Source organism: Kingella pumchi (genome assembly GCF_022288825.1).
In the GTDB taxonomy this organism is placed as follows: Bacteria; Pseudomonadota; Gammaproteobacteria; order Burkholderiales; family Neisseriaceae; genus Kingella_D; species Kingella_D pumchi.
On record NZ_JAKOOW010000026.1, the window covers coordinates 12,574 to 29,981 of the forward strand.

The following is a 17,408-nucleotide window of genomic DNA, read 5'->3' on the forward strand; positions in this document are numbered from 1 at the left end:
CAATGGCACTCACCCCCGTTCACGAACTGCAAACCCTGATTCGCGACAAAATCGCCGACCATCCCCAGCCGCTCGAAACCGAAACCGTGCACGTGGCCGCCGCCGTCGGCCGCGTTCTTGCCCAAGACATCGTCTCCGCCGTCAACATCCCCCCCGCCGACATCTCGGCGATGGACGGCTACGCCCTGCAATCGGCTGCAAACGCAGGCAGCGAGTGGGCAGTGGTGGGCGAATCCGTGGCCGGACAAGCCTTTTCAGGCTGCCTGCTAAAAGGCGCGTGCGTGCGGATTATGACCGGCGCGGTTGTTCCCGACGACTGCAACACCGTCATTATTCAAGAAAACGTCAGCCTTTCAGATGGCCGCATCACATTGGCAAAAGACGTGTCCGAAGGCGCAAACATCCGCCGCAAAGGCGAAGAAATCGCCGCCGGCGACACCGTGCTTACCGCCGGACGCATCCTGCGCGAAGCCGACATCATGCTCCTGGCCGCGCTCGGTTACGGCGAAGTGCCCGTACACCGCAAAATCCGCGTCGCCCTGCTCTCCAGCGGCAACGAACTTTTAGAACCCGGCGAACCCGATACCGGCCGCGACGACCAAATCTACGACAGCAACCGCGCCATGCTCGCCGCCCGCCTCGCCCGCCTGCCCGTCGAAATCATCGACTTCAAACAAGTCGGCGACGATTTGGAAGACATCCTGCACGTCTTCGACGAAGTCATCCGCACCGCCGACGTACTCATCACCACCGGCGGCGTATCCGTAGGCGACTACGACTTCATGCGTACCGCCGTCGAGCGCGTCGGTAGCGTCCACCACTACAAAGTCGCCCTCAAACCCGGCAAACCCTTCGTCTTCGGCCGCATGATGAAAACCTGGTTTTTCGGAATGCCGGGCAACCCCGTTTCCGGCTTTGTCGGCTTCGACATCTTCCTTAAAGCCGCGCTGTGGCAGATTTGCGGCGCGGCCGATATTCCCCAACCGCTGCGCTTTAACGCCGTATTGAGCGAACCCGTTACCAAAAACCACAGCCGCATGGACATCCAGCGCGGCATCATCGAGCGCCAAGCCGACGGCACATGGCACGCCCGCCCCTGCGGCAGCCAGGATTCGCACCGCATCCTGCAAGTCTCCCGCGCCAACGCCTATCTGGTCATCCCCGCCGAAAGCGGCTCGCTTGAAGCAGGCGAAAGCGTAACCGTGCAGCCCTTTGCCGACGCGTTTTTATAAGGAATTTATAAGCATGGGGGCAGGGCAGGGTACAATACGCCCCGCAGTTTCAGGCTGCCTTTGCCAAACAGGGCAGGGCAGCCTGAAAAATCAGAAAGGCCGTCTGAAACCCGTAGGCCGGATACCCGTATCCGACAGCCGCCCGCAAGGCGGCAAAAGGCAGCCTGAAACCCCGAAACCGCTGCCCGCAACGGCGACGCAAGACAAAGGAAAACCATGAAAACCATCGGCATCATCGGCGGCATGAGCCCCGAAAGCACCGTGCTGTACTATCAGGCCATCAACCGCGAAACCAATCGCAGGCTCGGCGGCAACCGCAGCGCGGACATCGTGATGCACAGCGTCGATTTTGAAGAAATCGTCCGGCTGCAAAAAAGCGGCGACTGGGCAGCGGCAGGCCGCGTGCTGGCGGCAAGCGCGGCCAAACTCGAAACCGCAGGCGCGGATCTGCTGCTCTTGGCCACCAACACCATGCACAAAGTCGCCCCCGCCATCGAAGCCGCCGTCAAGATTCCGCTGCTGCACATCGTCGATGCCACCGCCGCCGCAGTCAAACGGCAAGGCTTGGACACCGTCGGCCTGCTCGGCACCCGCTTTACCATGAGCGACGGCTTCTACACCGAACGCATGGCCGCGCAGGGCGTGCAAACCCTGGTGCCGGGCGGCGCGGAACAAGACGAAATCCACCGCATTATTTTTGAAGAACTGTGCCTGAACCAAATCAAGAGCGAGTCGGCGGCGTATTTCCACAACGCGATAGGCCGTCTGAAAGACGCGGGCGCACAAGGCGTGATACTCGGCTGCACCGAAATCTGCCTGATCGCAAACGAAGAAAGCAGCCCGCTGCCCGTGTTCGACAGCACCGCCATCCACGCGCTCGCGGCCGTGGACTCGGCCTTGGCGCAGGCAGCCTGAAACCGTAGGTCGGATACCTGTATCCGACAGCCGTTTGCAAAACGGCAAAAGGCCGTCTGAAAAGCAGCCTGAAACCTTAAATGCCGTCATTGCCACGCACACAGTTGCCAAACACATAAAGGCAGCCTGAAAGCCGCCAAAGGCCGTCTGAAAAACAAAAAAAGCAGCCTGAAAACCCCAAACCACCCCACCCGCACACCCCCGAGACACGCCATGAACAACACCGCCCCGCTTACCGACCCCTTCAACCGTCGTCTGAGCTATTTGCGCCTGTCCGTTACCGACCTGTGCAACTACCGCTGCACCTACTGCCTGCCCGACGGCTACCAGGGCAAGGCCAAGCCCGACGAAATGTCGCTTGCCGAAATCGAAACGCTGGTCAACACCTTTGCCCGCTGCGGCACGCGCAAAATCCGCATCACCGGCGGTGAGCCGACCCTGCGCCGCGATTTGGCCGACATCATCGCCGCCTGCAAAGCCGCGCCCGAAATCGAAAACGTCGCCCTGACTACCAATGCATTTAGACTTGGCAAACTCTTTCCCGCCTACCGCGCGGCCGGCCTCGACAAACTCAACATCAGCATCGACAGCTTCGACCCCGAAGTGTTTTACGAAATTACCGGCAAACGCGAGTGCAGCAACATCCTGCGCGACCTTGACGCCATTCTCGAGAGCGGTTTTTACGGCATCAAAATCAACACTCTGCTGCTGCGCCGCTACGCCGAACGCACCCTGGCCGACGCGCTCGATTTTGTTAAACACCGCCCCGTAACCCTGCGCTTTATCGAGCTGATGCAAACCGGCGACAACCTCGGTTTCTTCAACAGCCAGCACCTTTCCGCCGCCAAAATCGAACGCGGCCTGCAAGAGCAGGGCTGGCAGCTTATGCCGCGCCTGCCGCATGCCGGCCCCGCGCGCGAATACTTCCACCGCGATTTTGCCGGCAGCATCGGCTTTATCGCCCCCTACAGCGAAGACTTTTGCAAAAGCTGCAACCGCCTGCGCGTGACCGCCCAAGGCAAAATGCACCTGTGCCTGTTCGGCGGCATCGCCTACGATTTGCGCGACTATCTGAAAAACCAAGATTCAGACGGCCTGCAACGCTATCTTTACGAAACCGTCGCCCAAAAACCCGAACACCATTACCTGCACGACAAAAAAGTCGGCCTGATTACCAACCTGTCCATGACCGGAGGCTAAACCATGCACAAAGCCGCACCCGAATTCCGCCCTTTAAACATCCGCATCCTCACCGCCAGCGACACCCGCAAAGCCGCCGACGACAAAAGCGGCGACTATCTGGCCGAAGCCCTGCAAGGCGCAGGCCACATTTTGCAAGGCCGCCAAATCTGCCGCGACGAAAAATACGACATCCGCGCCGCCGCATCCGCCGCCATCGCCGACCCCGCCGTCGAAGTATTGCTCATCACCGGCGGCACCGGCATGTTTGAGCGCGACATCACCCCCGACGCGGTAGAAATCCTGTTCGACCGCAGCATTCCCGGTTTCGGCGAAGTGTTCCGCGCCGTTTCCATGCAGGAAATCGGCCTGTCCACCATCCAATCCCGCGCAACCGCCGGCATCGCCAACCGCACCCTGATCTTCTGCCTGCCCGGCTCCCCCGGTGCCTGCCGCACCGCCTGGGAACAAGTCATCGCCCCCCAACTCGACCCCCGCATCAACAGCTGCGGCTTCACCCGCGTGTTTAATGCGTGGGATAAAGCCTGAGATTTTCAGACGGCCTGTTGCCAAAGCAGCCTGAAAACCGTTTACACCAAAGGAGAGAAAAATTGGGATTTTTCGACAAACTTTTCGGCAAAAAACGTGCTGCCGAACCGGTATCTTTCGTTCGGGAAGACAACGAGCAAATTCGGCAGGCAGCCGAAAAAGCACGCGAGACATTCAAATATTTCTGGCGTGAGTATTACTGGGAACAGCGCCGTATCGTCAAAGGGCTCAGCCATGCTGCAGTAAAAGCTCCGTTTTCTCAGGAAATCAAGGGAGTTATCGAAACCGAATACATGTGGCTGGACGATATTTACTTTGACGGCGTCAATATCAGCGGCACCTTAATCAACCAGCCGAATATTCTTACCATCGTTCGGAAAGGCGAGCGCATTACCGATCTGCCCTACCGCGAAATTACCGACTGGCTGCTGGCCTACGGTAAAAAAACCTGCGGCGGTTTCGGCATACAGGCGCTGCGCGCGCAGATGGACGAGCAAGAGCGCCGTGCCCATGATGAAGCCTGTGGGCTGGATTTCGGCGACGGCCAAAACGTGCTGCTGGCCATCGGTCAGGAAGAGCATCCCGAATACCTTGAGCAGCATCCGGCCGACATCAATATGTCCCCCGGCCTGCGCGATTATTTGGACAAACATCCCGCAGCGGCCAATGAAGCCGATGAAAACGGCCAAACCATGCTGCACCACGCCGCCATCGCCGGTAATGCACAGAGCGTGCGCGTGCTGCTGGAGATGGGCGCCAATCCCCGGCTGCGCGACGCGCGCGGCAACACCGCGGCCGATTACGCCAAAGAAATCGGCTGGCCGCAGCTGGCGAATATTTTGAATCAGTAAGGCAGCTTGGGTTGTCGAACCCAACATCCCGTATGCTTCAAAAACCGTTGGATCCCGACCCAAGCTACCGGCTTTCAGGCTGCTTTTTCAGACGGCCGCAAAGCAGCCTGAAACCTTAAACACCGTCATTCCCGCGCAGGCGGGAATCTTCTCCGACCCCAGCACACGGTGAAACAGCATGGCTAAAGGCCGTCTGATCCCGCCCCGCACACCATGCCCGACACCGAACCACTCCCGCTCCTTATCCTTTGCGGCGGCCAAAGCAGCCGCATGGGCAGCCCCAAAGCCCTGTTGCCCGTAGCAGGCGGCACGCTGCTCGATTATCTTGCCGCGCACACCGCGCCCAAGCGCCCGCTGTGGCTGGCCGACGACGGCAGCGGTTTGCCCGCGCCTGCCCGCGCCGTGCGCCTGCCCGATGCCTTGCCCGACAAACAAGGGCCGCTGTCGGCCGTGTTGTCGGCGCTGCAACAAGCGCAGCGGCAGGGTTTGGCGGGCATTTTTGTGATGACCTGCGATACTTTGATTAAGCCCGAAGCCATGATAGGCCGTCTGAACGCTGCGGGCGCACCCGATTGCGATACCGTATTGATGCTGCGCTCGCCCGAAACCGCTTATCCGCTCTTGGCCTACTGGCCGTCGTGCCTTTCAGACGGCCTTGCCGCCTATCTCGACAGCGGCAGCCGCCGCGTGATGCGCTGGGTGGCGCAAATCCAAGCCCGTGATACCGCCATGCCCGAGGCGTGGCAGCCCTACGCCAATTTCAACACCCCTGCCGAATTTGCCGCCGCGCTGGCTGCGTGGCAGGCGCAACAGGCAGCCTGAAAGCGCCGCCGCCGTTTGGGCTGAAATAGACCCTAATTCTTTCGGTCAAATTTACAAAAAATCACACTTCGGCTAAGATGGTGCCCGTTTTTGCCAAGGCGGCGCCAAGACCGTTTCAAGTAAAATATTTTTCAATAATTTCATATAAATACTGATAAAGGACTCCACATGAAAACCAGCGCGCGCAACCAATTGGTCGGCACTGTCAAAGCCATCAAACACGGCGCGGTCAACGACGAAGTCATCGTTGCCCTGAATGGCGGCCAGGAACTGGCCGCAACCATCACCTGCGACAGCCGCGAATATCTCGAACTCAAAGAAGGCAAACCCGTCGTCGCCCTGATTAAATCCACCAGCGTCATCATTGCCACCGATGCCGCCCACATCAAACTCTCCGCCCGCAACCGACTGACCGGCACCATCAGCAACATCAGCCGCGGCGCAGTGTATTCCTTGGTGGAAATCGATCTCGGCAGCGGCGTCTTCATCATCGCCGGCATCACCATCGAAAGCTCCGACGGTCTCGAACTGCAGGTCGGCCAAACCGCCACCGCGCTGTTTAAAGCCGGCAGCGTGATTTTGGGCGTACCGGCGTAAAGCGGTTTATCTGAAAAGAAAAGGCCGTCTGAACCAGATTGCGGGTTCAGACGGCCTTTTTTATTTTTGAGTTTGCCAACACGCTGATTGCGCCCCCCTAAGCAACGTCATTCCCGCCTGCGCGGGAATGGTGCCGCTTGGAGCAGTCTGCGGGTTTGGCAAAAGTTTCAGGCTGCCTTCCTGCACGGAAAAGCAGCCTGAAAACCTTTTGCCCGAACGGACTACTGCGGATCCAAACCGTCCACAATCCTTTGCGCGTCGCCCTTGCTCAGATTGTAGCGATAGTATTTTTGGTAAAACGCCTGGGTTTTGGCGGCCAGGTCAAGGTCGCGGAAGCGCTCGGGGTGGAGCAGTTTGCCCGCCCACAACACTTGCAGCGCGCCTTCGGCGCTGTAGCGGTCCCAGCCGAAAGTGCCGCCCGGGTTGGCGTGCAGACGGTTGTTTTTCACCGCCTTAATGCTCTGCCAGGACGGGTCTTTGCGGATTTTGGCGATGGCCTGCGCGGCATTGCGGCCGCCGATGATGACGATGTCGGGGTTGGCTTTGACGATTTCCTCCATCGGCACTTCGGCCAGGTTGGCGGTGTCCGGCAGGGCGGTGCGGCCGCCGGCGATGCGTATCCAGTCGCCGACGATGGAGCGGCCGCCGTCGATTTTGCGCAGGTTGCTGCCGTCGGAAATGTGCAGCACCAGCGGTTTTTGCGCGGCGGGGATGGCTTTGGTGCGCTCGGAAACCAGGCGGATATTGGCGTCCAGCTCGGCGTTGTACTGCTTGGCAATCTGCGGCGCTTTGCCGCCGATGACGTCGGCGGTGATGCTGACGGTTTTTTTCAGGCCGTCATAAGTTTGGAAATTGACCAGCACGGTTTTCAGCCCGGCCTGTTTCACCTGCTGCTGCATGGACGGCTGGGAAAGCAGCACCACGTCGGGGCGGGCGGCGAGCAGGGCTTCGCTTTGCACGGTGGTGCCGTTGGAGAGCGCGGGCACTTTTTTGATGCGCGGATAGACTTTGGCAAACCACGGGCGTTGCTGGATGGTTTCGACCGTGCCGACGAGTTTGTCTGCGCCGCCCAACAAGAGGACGACTTGGTTATTGGCCGGCCATAAATCGGCGATGCGGTTGACTTGGTCGGGAATTTCGACGGCGTTGCCGTTGATGTCGCGCACGCTGCGGGCGTGGACGGGTGCGAGGGCGAGGGCGGCGCCGAGCAGGGCTGCGGCGAGGGTTTTGACGGGTTGTCGGAACATTTCGGGTTTCCTTTGCTGGGTTGGTGGATGGGTTTTCAGGCTGCTTTTTCGGTTTTGGCTGCGCCGAAACTGTGCTTTCAGACGGCCTTTAGGTTTGGGACTATAATGCAAAGCCTCTCCAACGCAGAAGAAAGGACTCTGCAATGAAAACGCTGATCAATGTTTTCCATCCCAAATTGGAACAATCCACCGTAAACCGCCTGTGGGCGCAGCGGCTGGAAGGGCTGCCCGATGTAACCGTGCGCCGCGTGTACAGCCTGTATCCGGACGGCAAAATCGATGTTGCCGCCGAACAGACCGCACTGTTGGCGCACGACCGCTTGGTGTTTCAGCACCCGTTTTTCTGGTATTCCGTGCCGCCCTTGATGAAACAATGGTTTGACGACGTGCTCACCTACAACTGGGCATACGGCCCGACAGGAAAAGCGTTGGCGGGCAAAGAATGGGTGTCGTCCATTTCAACAGGCGGGCCGGCGGATTCTTACCAGGCAGGCGGCTACAACAGCTATTCCATGAGCGAATTTTTGAAGCCGCTGCAACAAACCGCTAATCTCATCCAAACCAAATTCCTGCCGCCGTTTATTTTCCACGGCGCAGTCGGCGCAAACGAAGCGGCAATCCGGCAGTCTGCCGACAATATGGCGGCGCATATCCTTGACCCGCTGCTTGACCCGCAGAAAAAACTCGCCGCGCTGCTGGCGAAAATGCAGGAAGACGGCATTACGCTGGAATAGCCGCCGCGCCCTCCGAAGGCAGCCTGAAAACCGTTTCAGGCTGCTTTTTCGGTTTTTAGACGGCCTTTCGGGTTTGTGTAGGGTGTGTGCCGCAAGGCACGCACGCGGTTTGCCGGTGTTCGGGCACGGGCGGCGGTTCGGACATTGTATCCGCGTGCGTGGCGGAGCCACACACCCTACGTTAGGTTTCCGGCTGCCTTGCTCCCTCTCCCACTTGCTGGGGAGGGCTGGGGCGGTTGCGGCTTGGCAATATTTGCGGCGCGGCAGCCAAGCGGTTCGGCGAACCGCCACCCCCTCCCCGCCCCTCCCCCGCGTAGGGCGCAGGGGGAGGGAGTTGGGCAGTCGGCGTTTGTGTTTTTTCAGACGGCCTTTGCGGTTTTCAGGCTGCCTTACGCCTGCGCCCGTTGCGGCAGCGGCGCGAGGGCGCAGACGCGGCGGCTCCAGCCGGGGATGCCGAGCAGGCGCAGGTCGGTTTGGTAGAGCGACTGCAGCGCGTCTTGGGTCAGGATGTCGGCGGTGTTGCCGCTTTGCACGGTGCCGTCGGCCAACAGCAGCGCGGTTTGGCTTTGCGGGTGGCGGCCGTGCAGCAGCAGCGGGTGTTCGGGGTTGTGGGTGGTATTGATAACGGTGTAGCCCGCTTCGGCCAAATCGGCCATCAGGCTGAGGATGGCGGCGGCGTTGCCGTAGTCAAGGGCGGAGGTGGGTTCGTCAAACAGAATCACTCGCGGCTCTTGGGCCAGGGCGCGGGCGATGTTGGCGAGCTGTTTTTCGCCGCCGCTGGTTTCCATGTAGATTTTTTGCGCCAAACGGGCGATGCCCAGTTTCTCCAGCGCGGCTTCGGCCACGGCGTAATCGGCTGCGGCGGGCTTGGCATACAGCGGCAGGCGGGCGGCACGGCCGAGCAATACGTAATCGAGTACGGTGTAGCGGTAGGTTTGCGGGGCGTTTTGCGAAACGTAGGCGATGCTGCGGGCGGTTTCGCGCGGGTTAAGATCGGCGGTATCGCGCCCGTCGAGCAGCGCGCGCCCCTGCTGCGGTTTGAAGAGGCCGCTAATGCAGTTGAGCAGGGTGGATTTGCCCGCGCCGTTGCGCCCGAGCAGCGAGAGCAGCGTGCCGGCAGGCAGCTCGAGATTCACGCCTTGGAGTACGGCGCGGCTGCGGTAGGCGTAGTGAAGGTTTTGGATTTGGAGCATTTTTCGGGTGTTGGTTTTCAGGCTGCTTTGGGGCAGATGGTTTCTTTTTCCCTCTCCCGCTTGCGGGGGAGGGTTAGGGTGGGGGTGTTTGCGGCTGGATAAACGTTTGCGGTTCGACAGCCAAAGCATTTCTGCGAAATGCCACCCCCTCCCCAGCCCTCCCCCGCGCGGGCGCAGGAGAGGGAGCTTGATTGCTGCTGAATTAACTGTTTCAGACGGCCTAATCCGCCGGTTTCTGCCGCACCAGCACCCAGGCGAAAAACGGGGCGCCGATAAAGCCGGTAAGGATGCCCAGCGGGATTTCCTGCGTATAAAGGTTGCGCGCCAGCGTGTCGGCCAACAGCAGAAACAGCGCGCCGACCAGCAGCGACAGCGGCAGGCTGCGCAGGTTGTTGTCGCCCACGAGCATCCGCGCCAGATGCGGTACGACCAGACCAAGCCAGCCGATGGTGCCGCTGATGCACACGGCCGAGGCGGTGAGCAGCGTGGCGCAGACAATCATCAGCAGCCGCTCTTTGCGGGTGTCGGCGCCCACCAGCCGTGCTTCGCGCTCGCCCAGCGACAGCACGTTAATCCGCCAGCGCATCAGCAGCAACAGCAGCGCGGGCAGCAGCATCACCGGCACAAGCCACACCAGTTGCTCGGTTTGCGCCTTGGCCAGGCTGCCCATCTGCCAATAGACGATTTCGGCCAGCTCGGTTTCGGGGTCGGCCAGATATTTGACCACGCCGAGCGTTGCGCCCATAAAACCGGACACGACAATGCCCGCGAGCACCAGCACCACCGCCGAGTCGCGGCCGATCAGGCGCGGCAGGGTCAGGGTCAAGGCCACCGCCAGCAGGCCGCCGCCGAAAGCCGCGCCCTGCATGGCAAGCATGCCGCCGCCGGCAATTACCGCCGCCGCCGCGCCGACGCACGCGCCGGAGGATACGCCGAGCAAATCGGGCGACACCAGCGGGTTGCGGAAAATGCCCTGATACACCGCGCCCGCCAGCGACAGCGCCATACCCACCAGCATCGCGGCGGCAATGCGCGGCAGGCGCAGGTTGAAGATGATGTTTTGGTAGGTTTCGTCGGCGTTGTGGCCGCTCAGGGTCTGCCACACGGCATCGAGCGGCACGGGATAGCGCCCCCACGACAGGGAAAACACGGCGGCGGCAGCAAGCGCGGCGGCGGTCAGGGCGAGCAGGACGGGGTAGGGAATGCGGGACATAGGAAACGGTGGCACAGGCAGCCTAAACGGGGTTTCAGGCTGCTTTTTTATGGTTCGGATGGCGGGCGGGTTTGGCGGGTTTCAGGCTGCCTTGTGCTTTCAGGCAGCCTGAAAAGGCCGTCTGAAACATGGCGGGTAACAGCGTTCCCTCTCCCGCTTGCGGGGGAGGGCTAGGGTGGGGGCGCTTGCGGCTGGACAAACGTTTGTGGTTCCGCAGCCAAAGCGGTTCTGCGAACCGCCACCCCCTCCCCAACCCGCCCCCGCGCGGGCGCAGGGGAGGGAGTTTGATTGCTGTCGGATTAGCCGTTTCAGACAGCCTTTTATGCCGTCTGAAAAGGCAGTTTGCGTAGGTCGGATACCCGTAACCGACTTTTCAGGCTGCCCCATTTGTTCCGTCATTCCCGCGCAGGCGGGAATCTTGCCGGAGCTTGGGCATGGTTTGGGAAACCGTCGGTCGTTTGTCTTCAAACAAGATTCCCGCCTGCGCGGGGGTAGCGTAGCGGACTTGCGAAGCTAATGACGGCATTTGCGCTTTCAGGCTGCTTTGGGTGCAAGGCTGGCGGTTTTTCCCTTTTCAGGCTGCCTGAAAACGAAAAATCAAAAAGGGCGCGATTCGACCATAAAGCGCGGCGGATTGTGATTGGTCGAAAGGATTAGTCCTTACGTTCTATATCAATACGCAAACAAAACCTTACAATTTCGCACCTTTTTTCCAGCCGTAGCCGAAAACCAAAAATTCAAGCGACAAATCATAATCTTACACAGGAAGCCTCAAATCATGAAACCCGCTTTGTTCAAACTCAATGTGCTCAGCGCCCTGCTGCTGATTGCCACCGGCGCCGCTGCCGACACCGATGATAATGCCGAAGCCGCCGACAACGGCGAATTGCAGACCGTCCACGTTACCGCCGAACGCCAGGCCAAGCAGCAGCTGGGCTCGTCGGTGATTACCGCGCAGGACTTGCAGAAGATGCCCGTTAGCAACGACATCTCCGAAATCGTCAGCAAAATGCCGGGCGTTACTCTCAGCACCAACTCGCCCGGTGGCACACGCGGCAACAAACGCCAAATCGACATCCGCGCCATGGGCCCGGAAAACACACTGATTCTGATCGACGGCAAACCCGTGCGCTCGCGCAATGCCGAACGCTACGGCCGCGGCGGCGTGCGCAACACGCGCGGTGACTCCAACTGGGTACCGCCCGAAATGATTGAAAAAATCGAAGTGTTGCGCGGCCCTGCCGCTGCCCGCTACGGCTCCGGCGCGATGGGTGGCGTGGTAAACATCCGCACCAAACCCATCACCCGCGAATTCCACGGCAGCGTGGGCACTTATATCGAACAACCGCAGAGCGGCACAGATCAAGGCGCCACCCGCCGTGCCAACTTCATCGTGTCCGGCCCCGTCGTAAAAAACACACTTGGCTTCCGCCTCTACGGCAACCTCAACAAAACCAGCCCCGATGATTTCGACATCAACAACAGCGTAAACACCGGCACTGCCCTTAGCGCCGGCCGCGAAGGCGTGCGCAACCGCGACATCGCCGGCCGCCTGCAATGGGACATCAGCCCCACCCAACGCCTCACTTTCGATGCCGCCTACAGCCGCCAAGGCAATATCTACAACGGCGACACCCAAAGCAGTAACGTACTCGTTCCTGCCGTACGCAACGTTGCCTTTCCGCTTATCGGCTCGGAAACTGCCCGCCTCTACCGCCAAAGCTACACCCTGACTCACAACGGCAACTGGGAATGGGGTGATTTGGAAAGCTACATCAGCTTCGACAAAACCGTAAACAGCCGCCTGCCAGAAGGCCTGCTTGGCAGCACCGAGGGTGCCTACAACAGCACCACCGGCTTTTCCGACAGTATCCTGAAAAACTACCGCTTCGGCAGCCGTGCCGATTTGCCTTTGGGTCGCCACACCCTCACCGTGGGTGCGGAAGGCGGCCGCTCCGTGCTCGACGATTCCGCCTCCATGAAGCAAACCATGCAAACCTACGGCAATATCCCGTGGCTTGCCAGCACCGGCCGTAGCGGCAAAGGCAGTCAGAATGATTTTGCCATCTATGTGGAAGACAATATTTCCCTCAACCAAGGCCGCACCTTCCTGATCCCTGGCCTGCGCTGGGACTACAACACCGCCTTCGGCTCCACCTTCTCCCCCTCGTTCAACTTCTCCCACGCCCTGAACGACAGCTGGCGGATCAAAGGCGGCATCGCCCGCGCCTTCAAAGCGCCCAACTTATACCAAACCCAGCCCAACTACATGCTGACCAATGCCAGCCACGGCTGTCCGATCGACGAACACAACCGCTGGGACAACCCAAATGCGCAAAATAACAGCGCCACCGGCGGTACCGGGGCGGGCAACGACCAGAGGCCGACCGATCCCTATCTCAACAACCGTCCTGGCGGCTTCGACTGGGGCCGCGCCTGCTACTTTGTCGGCAATAAAAATATCAAACCCGAAACCAGTATCAACAAAGAAATCGGTTTCGAGTTCAACAAAGACGGTTATATCGCCTCACTGGCCTATTTTCACAACGACTACCGCAACCGCATTATCGATAACGGTGAATTCATTACCACCATCGACGCCCCCACCGGCGGCTATGATCGCGATGTACGCCGCACAAACAACCGCGCGGGCATCAACATTTGGCGCAACTACACCGCCACCAACGTGTACCAATGGGGCAACCGTGGCAAGGCTGTACTCGCTGGCTTTGAAGGCAACTTAACCCTGCCGCTGATCCGCGACAAACTGAACTTCAGCACCAACTTCACTTATTTCCAGCGTAACGAAGAGAAGTTCTACGGCAACCCCGTATCGATTGTGCCCAAATACACCATCAACAGCACACTGAACTGGCAAATCACTCCCGAATGGGACTTAAACGCCACGTACACCCGCTACGGCCGTCAAAAAACCGGCTCCCGGCCCATCCGCTTCATCGACGTGTACTACGAAGACGGCGGCAGCAAGCTGAAAGAGCACGAATTAGGCAGCTACGGTGTGTTCGGGTTCAACATCGGCTACAACTGGAAAGATACCATCAGCCTGCGTGCAGGCGTGAACAACCTGTTCGACAAAACCGTCCTGCGCACCGCCGGCACCGCCCGCACCTACAACGAACGCCGCCGCAGCTACTATATGAGCATGCGTTATTCGTTCTGATGTAGTTTGTTTTGCAGAAAGCAAAGCAGCCTGAAAACCTTTCAGGCTGCTTTTTCGCATTTTCAGGCTGCTTTTTGCCGAGCCCAAAACTTTTCAGGCTGCTGGTCTTATCGGCAAAGCAGCCTGAGAACCTTTATCCGCAGTTTAGGCCTGATGGTAGGGGCGGGAGAGTTCGTGCACAGCATCGACCAGCACTTTGGCGTGTTCGGGGTCGGCGAACTGGCTGATGCCGTGGCCGAGGTTGAAAACGTGGCCGCTGCCTTTGCCGTAGGATTCGAGAATGCGCGCGGTTTCGGCGCGGATGGATTCGGGCGAGCCGTAGAGTGCGGCGGGGTCGAGATTGCCCTGCAGCGCCACGCGGCTGCCGACGCGGCTTCGGGCGCTGCCGATGTCGCAAGTCCAGTCCAAGCCCAGCGCGTCGGCGCCGGCGTCGGCCATCTGTTCGAGCCACAGGCCGCCACCTTTGGTAAACAGCACCACCGGCACGCGGCGGCCTTGGTGTTCGCGTTTCAGGCTGCCGACGATGCGGCGCATATAGGCGAGACTGAATTCTTCAAAGGCGGCAGGGCTAAGGGTGCCGCCCCAAGTGTCGAAAATCTGTACCGCCTGCGCGCCGTGTTCGATTTGGGTGTTGAGGTAGTCGGCAACGGCTTGGGCGGTGATGTCGAGAATACGGTGCAAGAGCTCGGGACGGGCGTACATCATGGTTTTGAGGGTGCGCCATTCTTTGCTGCCGCTGCCTTCGACCATATAGCAGGCCAGGGTAAACGGGCTGCCGGAAAAGCCGATCAGCGGCACGCGGCCGTTGAGCGCACGGCGGATGGAGGCGACGGCGTCAAACACATAGCGCAGCTTGTCCATATCGGGCACCGCCAGCGCGGCGATGTCGGTTTCGTGCTGCAGCGGTTTTTCAAACTTAGGCCCTTCGCCTTCGGCAAAATACAACCCCAAGCCCATGGCGTCGGGCACGGTCAGGATGTCGGAAAACAGGATGGCGGCGTCCAAGTCGAAGCGATCCAAGGGCTGCAGGGTTACTTCGGTGGCCAGCTCGGTGTTTTTGCACAAATCGAGAAAACTGCCGGCGCGCGCGCGGCTGGCGCGGTATTCGGGCAGATAGCGGCCGGCCTGGCGCATCATCCAAACCGGCGTGTAGTCGGTGGGCTGGCGCAGCAGGGCGCGCAGATAGGTGTCGTTTTGCAGGGTGTCCATTATTCGGGTTTCCGTGTGGGTCGGTTTGGCTGTTCAGGCTGCTTGGGGCAGCCTGAAAAAAGGCGGGTTCAGGCGGTCTGCCACGACAGCAGCGCCCATTTCATGCCGCAGTAGTCGGGGGTGAGACGGTGATGGTTGTTTTGGTACCAGTCGTGCAGGGCGGCGGTTTCGCCGTCGTTCAGGCTGCCGTATTGGGCGGTGGCGGCAGCCTGAAAATCCTGCCAGCTTTCGCAGTGCGCCCAGCGGCCTTCACTGCGGATAAAGCGGATTTCGGGGTCGTAGCCCATTTCGTACAGTATATTGGCGGAGAGTATGTAGTCGGGGAAGGCTTCGCGGTCGCGGCCGAGCAGGGCGGAGATTTCCGGCAGATCGAAACGGCCGCCGACGATTTGGCTGAAATAAACCTGCTTGGCGGCGTGCTTCGAGAGCTTGGCAAACAGCGCGGCCAAGTCGTGATCCAAACCGGCGCGCGAGCAGACAACGGTATCGCAGTGCGGCACCTGCGGCCAGTCGGCGTTTTTGTCGAGCAGAAAAGTGCTGTAATTGGCGATGCCGGCGGCGCGGGCGTTTTGTTCCAGCGTTTGCAGCATCACCGGGCTGTAGTCCAGGCAATAAACGTGGCGGCAGCGGCCGGCGGCGGCAAGGGCAAGCGCGCCGGTGCCGCAGCCGACATCGAGCAGGGTGCCGTTTTGCGGCCAGTCGATGGCAGCGAGCAGGGCGCGGATGTAGCGGCTCTCGCCGCCTTCGCGGCGGTTGAGCGCGGGAGCTTTGGCGTCCCACTCGCTGCTGGGCTTGGGGCGGTAGCCGACGCGCCGCATATGGCGCCGGTAGTGTTCGGCAAAATCGGTTTCGGGCAGGACGCGGCGGATCGGGTTCATGGCAAAACGGCTTTCGGCAGGCAGCCTGAAAAAGGCGGGGATAGGGAAAAGGCAGCCTGAAAACGCCGTTGCCGGCTTTCAGGCTGCCTTTGCCGCTTTATTCTTCGATAACTTGCGGCACAACGTACAGGCGGTTGCGCACTTCGGGCGCGCAGGCCTGGTATTCGGCGGCGTGGTCGCTTTCGGTCACTTCGTCCGAGCGCAGGCGCAGCGCCAGCTCGTGCGGGTGGGTCATCGGCTCGATGCCGTCGGTATTTACTGCCTGCATCGCTTCTACGGTGGCAAACAGTTTGTCCAATTCCTTAACCGATTGGATTTTTTCTTCTTCGCTCAGCGTCAGACGGGCAAGACGGGCGATTTTTTCAACATCGGCGATGCTCAGCGGCATGGTTAAATCCTTTAAATTTCGTTTAGCAAATCGGGGAAAGTAGGGTATGATTGCGCGCCGTCGCAGCCGCAAAGCTCGCGATTATAACTGAAAAAATTTCCCGGGCATGACGATTTTCCGGCGAAGCTGCCGCGTTGTCATGCTTTACTTATTGTTTGAACTCAATTTTTAGGATTGATTATGTTCCGCTTTCTCACCCGCTACTTTTCCAACGACCTGGCCATCGACTTGGGAACCGCCAATACCCTGATTTACATCAAAGGCAAAGGCATTGTGTTGGACGAACCTTCGGTGGTGGCGGTGCAGACCGATATCGATACCGGCAAGGAAGTCACGCTGGCGGTGGGCGCGGAAGCGAAAAAAATGCTCGGCCGCACCCCTGGCCGCATCCAGGCCATCCGCCCGATGAAAGACGGTGTGATTGCCGATTTGGACGTTACCCAAAAAATGCTCAGCGCCTTTATCCGCAAGGTAAACAGCAGCAAATGGGCGGCGGCGCCGCGCATCGTTATCTGCGTGCCCTGCGGCTCGACCCAGGTGGAGCGTAACGCCATCCGCGACTCGGCGGTTAATGCCGGCGCGTCGATTGTCAATCTGATTGAGGAGCCGATGGCCGCCGCCATCGGCGCCGGCCTGCCGATCGAAGAGCCGACCGGCTCGATGGTGGTGGACATCGGCGGCGGCACCACCGAAGTGGGCGTGATCTCGCTCTCCGGCGTGGTGTATTCCCATTCGGTGCGCGTAGGCGGCGACGCTTTCGACGAAGCCATCATCAATTATGTGCGCCGCAACTATGGCATGCTGATCGGCGAAGCCACCGCCGAAGAAATCAAAAAGCGCATCGGCTCGGCCTTCCCGGGCCTGGAAGTTACCGAAATCGAAGTCAAAGGCCGCAATCTGGCCGAAGGCATTCCGCGCTCTTTCACCATCTCATCCAACGAAGTGCTCGAAGCGCTGGCCGATCCGCTCAGCCAGATTGTGCAGGCGGTACGCAACGCGCTGGAGCAAACTCCACCCGAATTGGGCGCCGACATCGCCGACCGCGGCCTGGTGCTGACCGGCGGTGGCGCACTGCTCAAAGGGCTGGATCGTCTTTTGGCCGAAGAAACCGGCCTGCCGGTGTTGATTGCCGAAGATGCGCTCACCTGCGTAGCGCGCGGTTCGGGCAAGGCGCTGGACATGATCGGCAAGGTCAATTCCGTTTTTGCCAATATCTGATT

Annotated in this window: 17 protein-coding genes; 10 read left to right on the forward strand and 7 right to left on the reverse strand. The window is 60.0% G+C overall.

From position 1 onward, the window contains the following. The first annotated feature begins 2 nt into the window (after positions 1-2). The 7 genes from MB824_RS07525 (at position 3) to MB824_RS07555 (ending at position 6,145) form a co-directional block, all read left to right on the forward strand. Positions 3-1,232: a molybdopterin molybdotransferase MoeA gene (locus MB824_RS07525; protein WP_238747731.1), complete on the forward strand. Its 1,230-nt coding sequence runs from the start codon at positions 3-5 to the stop codon at positions 1,230-1,232. Between the two features lie 216 nt (positions 1,233-1,448). After that, positions 1,449-2,147, forward strand: a complete 699-nt coding sequence (locus tag MB824_RS07530; RefSeq protein ID WP_238747733.1) for an aspartate/glutamate racemase family protein — start codon at positions 1,449-1,451, stop codon at positions 2,145-2,147. A gap of 213 nt (positions 2,148-2,360) precedes the next feature. After that, a complete protein-coding gene (gene moaA, locus MB824_RS07535) occupies positions 2,361-3,347 on the forward strand; it encodes a GTP 3',8-cyclase MoaA (RefSeq protein ID WP_238747735.1) in 987 nt (328 codons plus the stop codon). Positions 3,348-3,350: 3 nt separating this feature from the next. Then, positions 3,351-3,875, forward strand: a complete 525-nt coding sequence (gene moaB, locus MB824_RS07540) for a molybdenum cofactor biosynthesis protein B (protein ID WP_238747737.1) — start codon at positions 3,351-3,353, stop codon at positions 3,873-3,875. Positions 3,876-3,937: 62 nt separating this feature from the next. Further along, the gene (locus MB824_RS07545) at positions 3,938-4,726 is read left to right on the forward strand and encodes a DUF2314 domain-containing protein (protein ID WP_238747739.1); all 789 of its coding nucleotides are present in this window, start codon (positions 3,938-3,940) and stop codon (positions 4,724-4,726) included. Between the two features lie 213 nt (positions 4,727-4,939). Further along, complete coding sequence (gene mobA, locus MB824_RS07550) at positions 4,940-5,548, forward strand: molybdenum cofactor guanylyltransferase (protein ID WP_255778571.1); 609 nt, start codon at positions 4,940-4,942, stop codon at positions 5,546-5,548. A gap of 168 nt (positions 5,549-5,716) precedes the next feature. Further along, on the forward strand, positions 5,717-6,145 hold the full coding sequence (locus MB824_RS07555; protein WP_238747743.1) for a TOBE domain-containing protein: 429 nt from the start codon (positions 5,717-5,719) through the stop codon (positions 6,143-6,145). A gap of 221 nt (positions 6,146-6,366) precedes the next feature. On the opposite strand, the gene MB824_RS07560 is transcribed toward MB824_RS07555, so the two are convergent. After that, on the reverse strand, positions 6,367-7,392 hold the full coding sequence (locus tag MB824_RS07560) for an ABC transporter substrate-binding protein (RefSeq protein WP_238747745.1): 1,026 nt from the start codon (positions 7,390-7,392) through the stop codon (positions 6,367-6,369). Between the two features lie 143 nt (positions 7,393-7,535). On the opposite strand from MB824_RS07560, the gene MB824_RS07565 reads away from it, so the two are divergent. Next, positions 7,536-8,126, forward strand: coding sequence for an NAD(P)H-dependent oxidoreductase (locus MB824_RS07565; RefSeq protein ID WP_007342933.1), 591 nt, complete (start codon positions 7,536-7,538; stop codon positions 8,124-8,126). A 389-nt stretch (positions 8,127-8,515) separates the two neighbouring features. Here the strand turns inward: MB824_RS07565 and MB824_RS07570 are convergent, their stop codons facing one another. From MB824_RS07570 to MB824_RS07580, 3 genes are all read right to left on the reverse strand, one after another. Next, positions 8,516-9,319: an ABC transporter ATP-binding protein gene (locus MB824_RS07570; protein ID WP_238747747.1), complete on the reverse strand. Its 804-nt coding sequence runs from the start codon at positions 9,317-9,319 to the stop codon at positions 8,516-8,518. Positions 9,320-9,539: 220 nt separating this feature from the next. Further along, on the reverse strand, positions 9,540-10,532 hold the full coding sequence (locus tag MB824_RS07575; RefSeq protein ID WP_238747749.1) for a FecCD family ABC transporter permease: 993 nt from the start codon (positions 10,530-10,532) through the stop codon (positions 9,540-9,542). A 373-nt stretch (positions 10,533-10,905) separates the two neighbouring features. Continuing rightward, positions 10,906-11,058: a hypothetical protein gene (locus MB824_RS07580; RefSeq protein WP_238747751.1), complete on the reverse strand. Its 153-nt coding sequence runs from the start codon at positions 11,056-11,058 to the stop codon at positions 10,906-10,908. A gap of 252 nt (positions 11,059-11,310) precedes the next feature. Between MB824_RS07580 and MB824_RS07585 the strand changes: the two genes are divergently transcribed. After that, a complete protein-coding gene (locus MB824_RS07585) occupies positions 11,311-13,713 on the forward strand; it encodes a FepA family TonB-dependent siderophore receptor (RefSeq protein ID WP_238747753.1) in 2,403 nt (800 codons plus the stop codon). A gap of 144 nt (positions 13,714-13,857) precedes the next feature. Here MB824_RS07585 and hemE read toward each other — a convergent pair whose 3' ends face one another. From hemE to gatC, 3 genes are all read right to left on the reverse strand, one after another. Beyond that, complete coding sequence (gene hemE, locus MB824_RS07590) at positions 13,858-14,922, reverse strand: uroporphyrinogen decarboxylase (RefSeq protein ID WP_238747754.1); 1,065 nt, start codon at positions 14,920-14,922, stop codon at positions 13,858-13,860. A 68-nt stretch (positions 14,923-14,990) separates the two neighbouring features. Continuing rightward, the gene (locus MB824_RS07595) at positions 14,991-15,800 is read right to left on the reverse strand and encodes a class I SAM-dependent methyltransferase (RefSeq protein WP_238747756.1); all 810 of its coding nucleotides are present in this window, start codon (positions 15,798-15,800) and stop codon (positions 14,991-14,993) included. 97 nt (positions 15,801-15,897) lie between these two features. Further along, a complete protein-coding gene (gatC, locus tag MB824_RS07600; RefSeq protein WP_238747758.1) occupies positions 15,898-16,188 on the reverse strand; it encodes an Asp-tRNA(Asn)/Glu-tRNA(Gln) amidotransferase subunit GatC in 291 nt (96 codons plus the stop codon). A 180-nt stretch (positions 16,189-16,368) separates the two neighbouring features. On the opposite strand from gatC, the gene MB824_RS07605 reads away from it, so the two are divergent. Beyond that, positions 16,369-17,406, forward strand: a complete 1,038-nt coding sequence (locus tag MB824_RS07605; protein WP_238747760.1) for a rod shape-determining protein — start codon at positions 16,369-16,371, stop codon at positions 17,404-17,406. Positions 17,407-17,408: the final 2 nt, after the last annotated feature.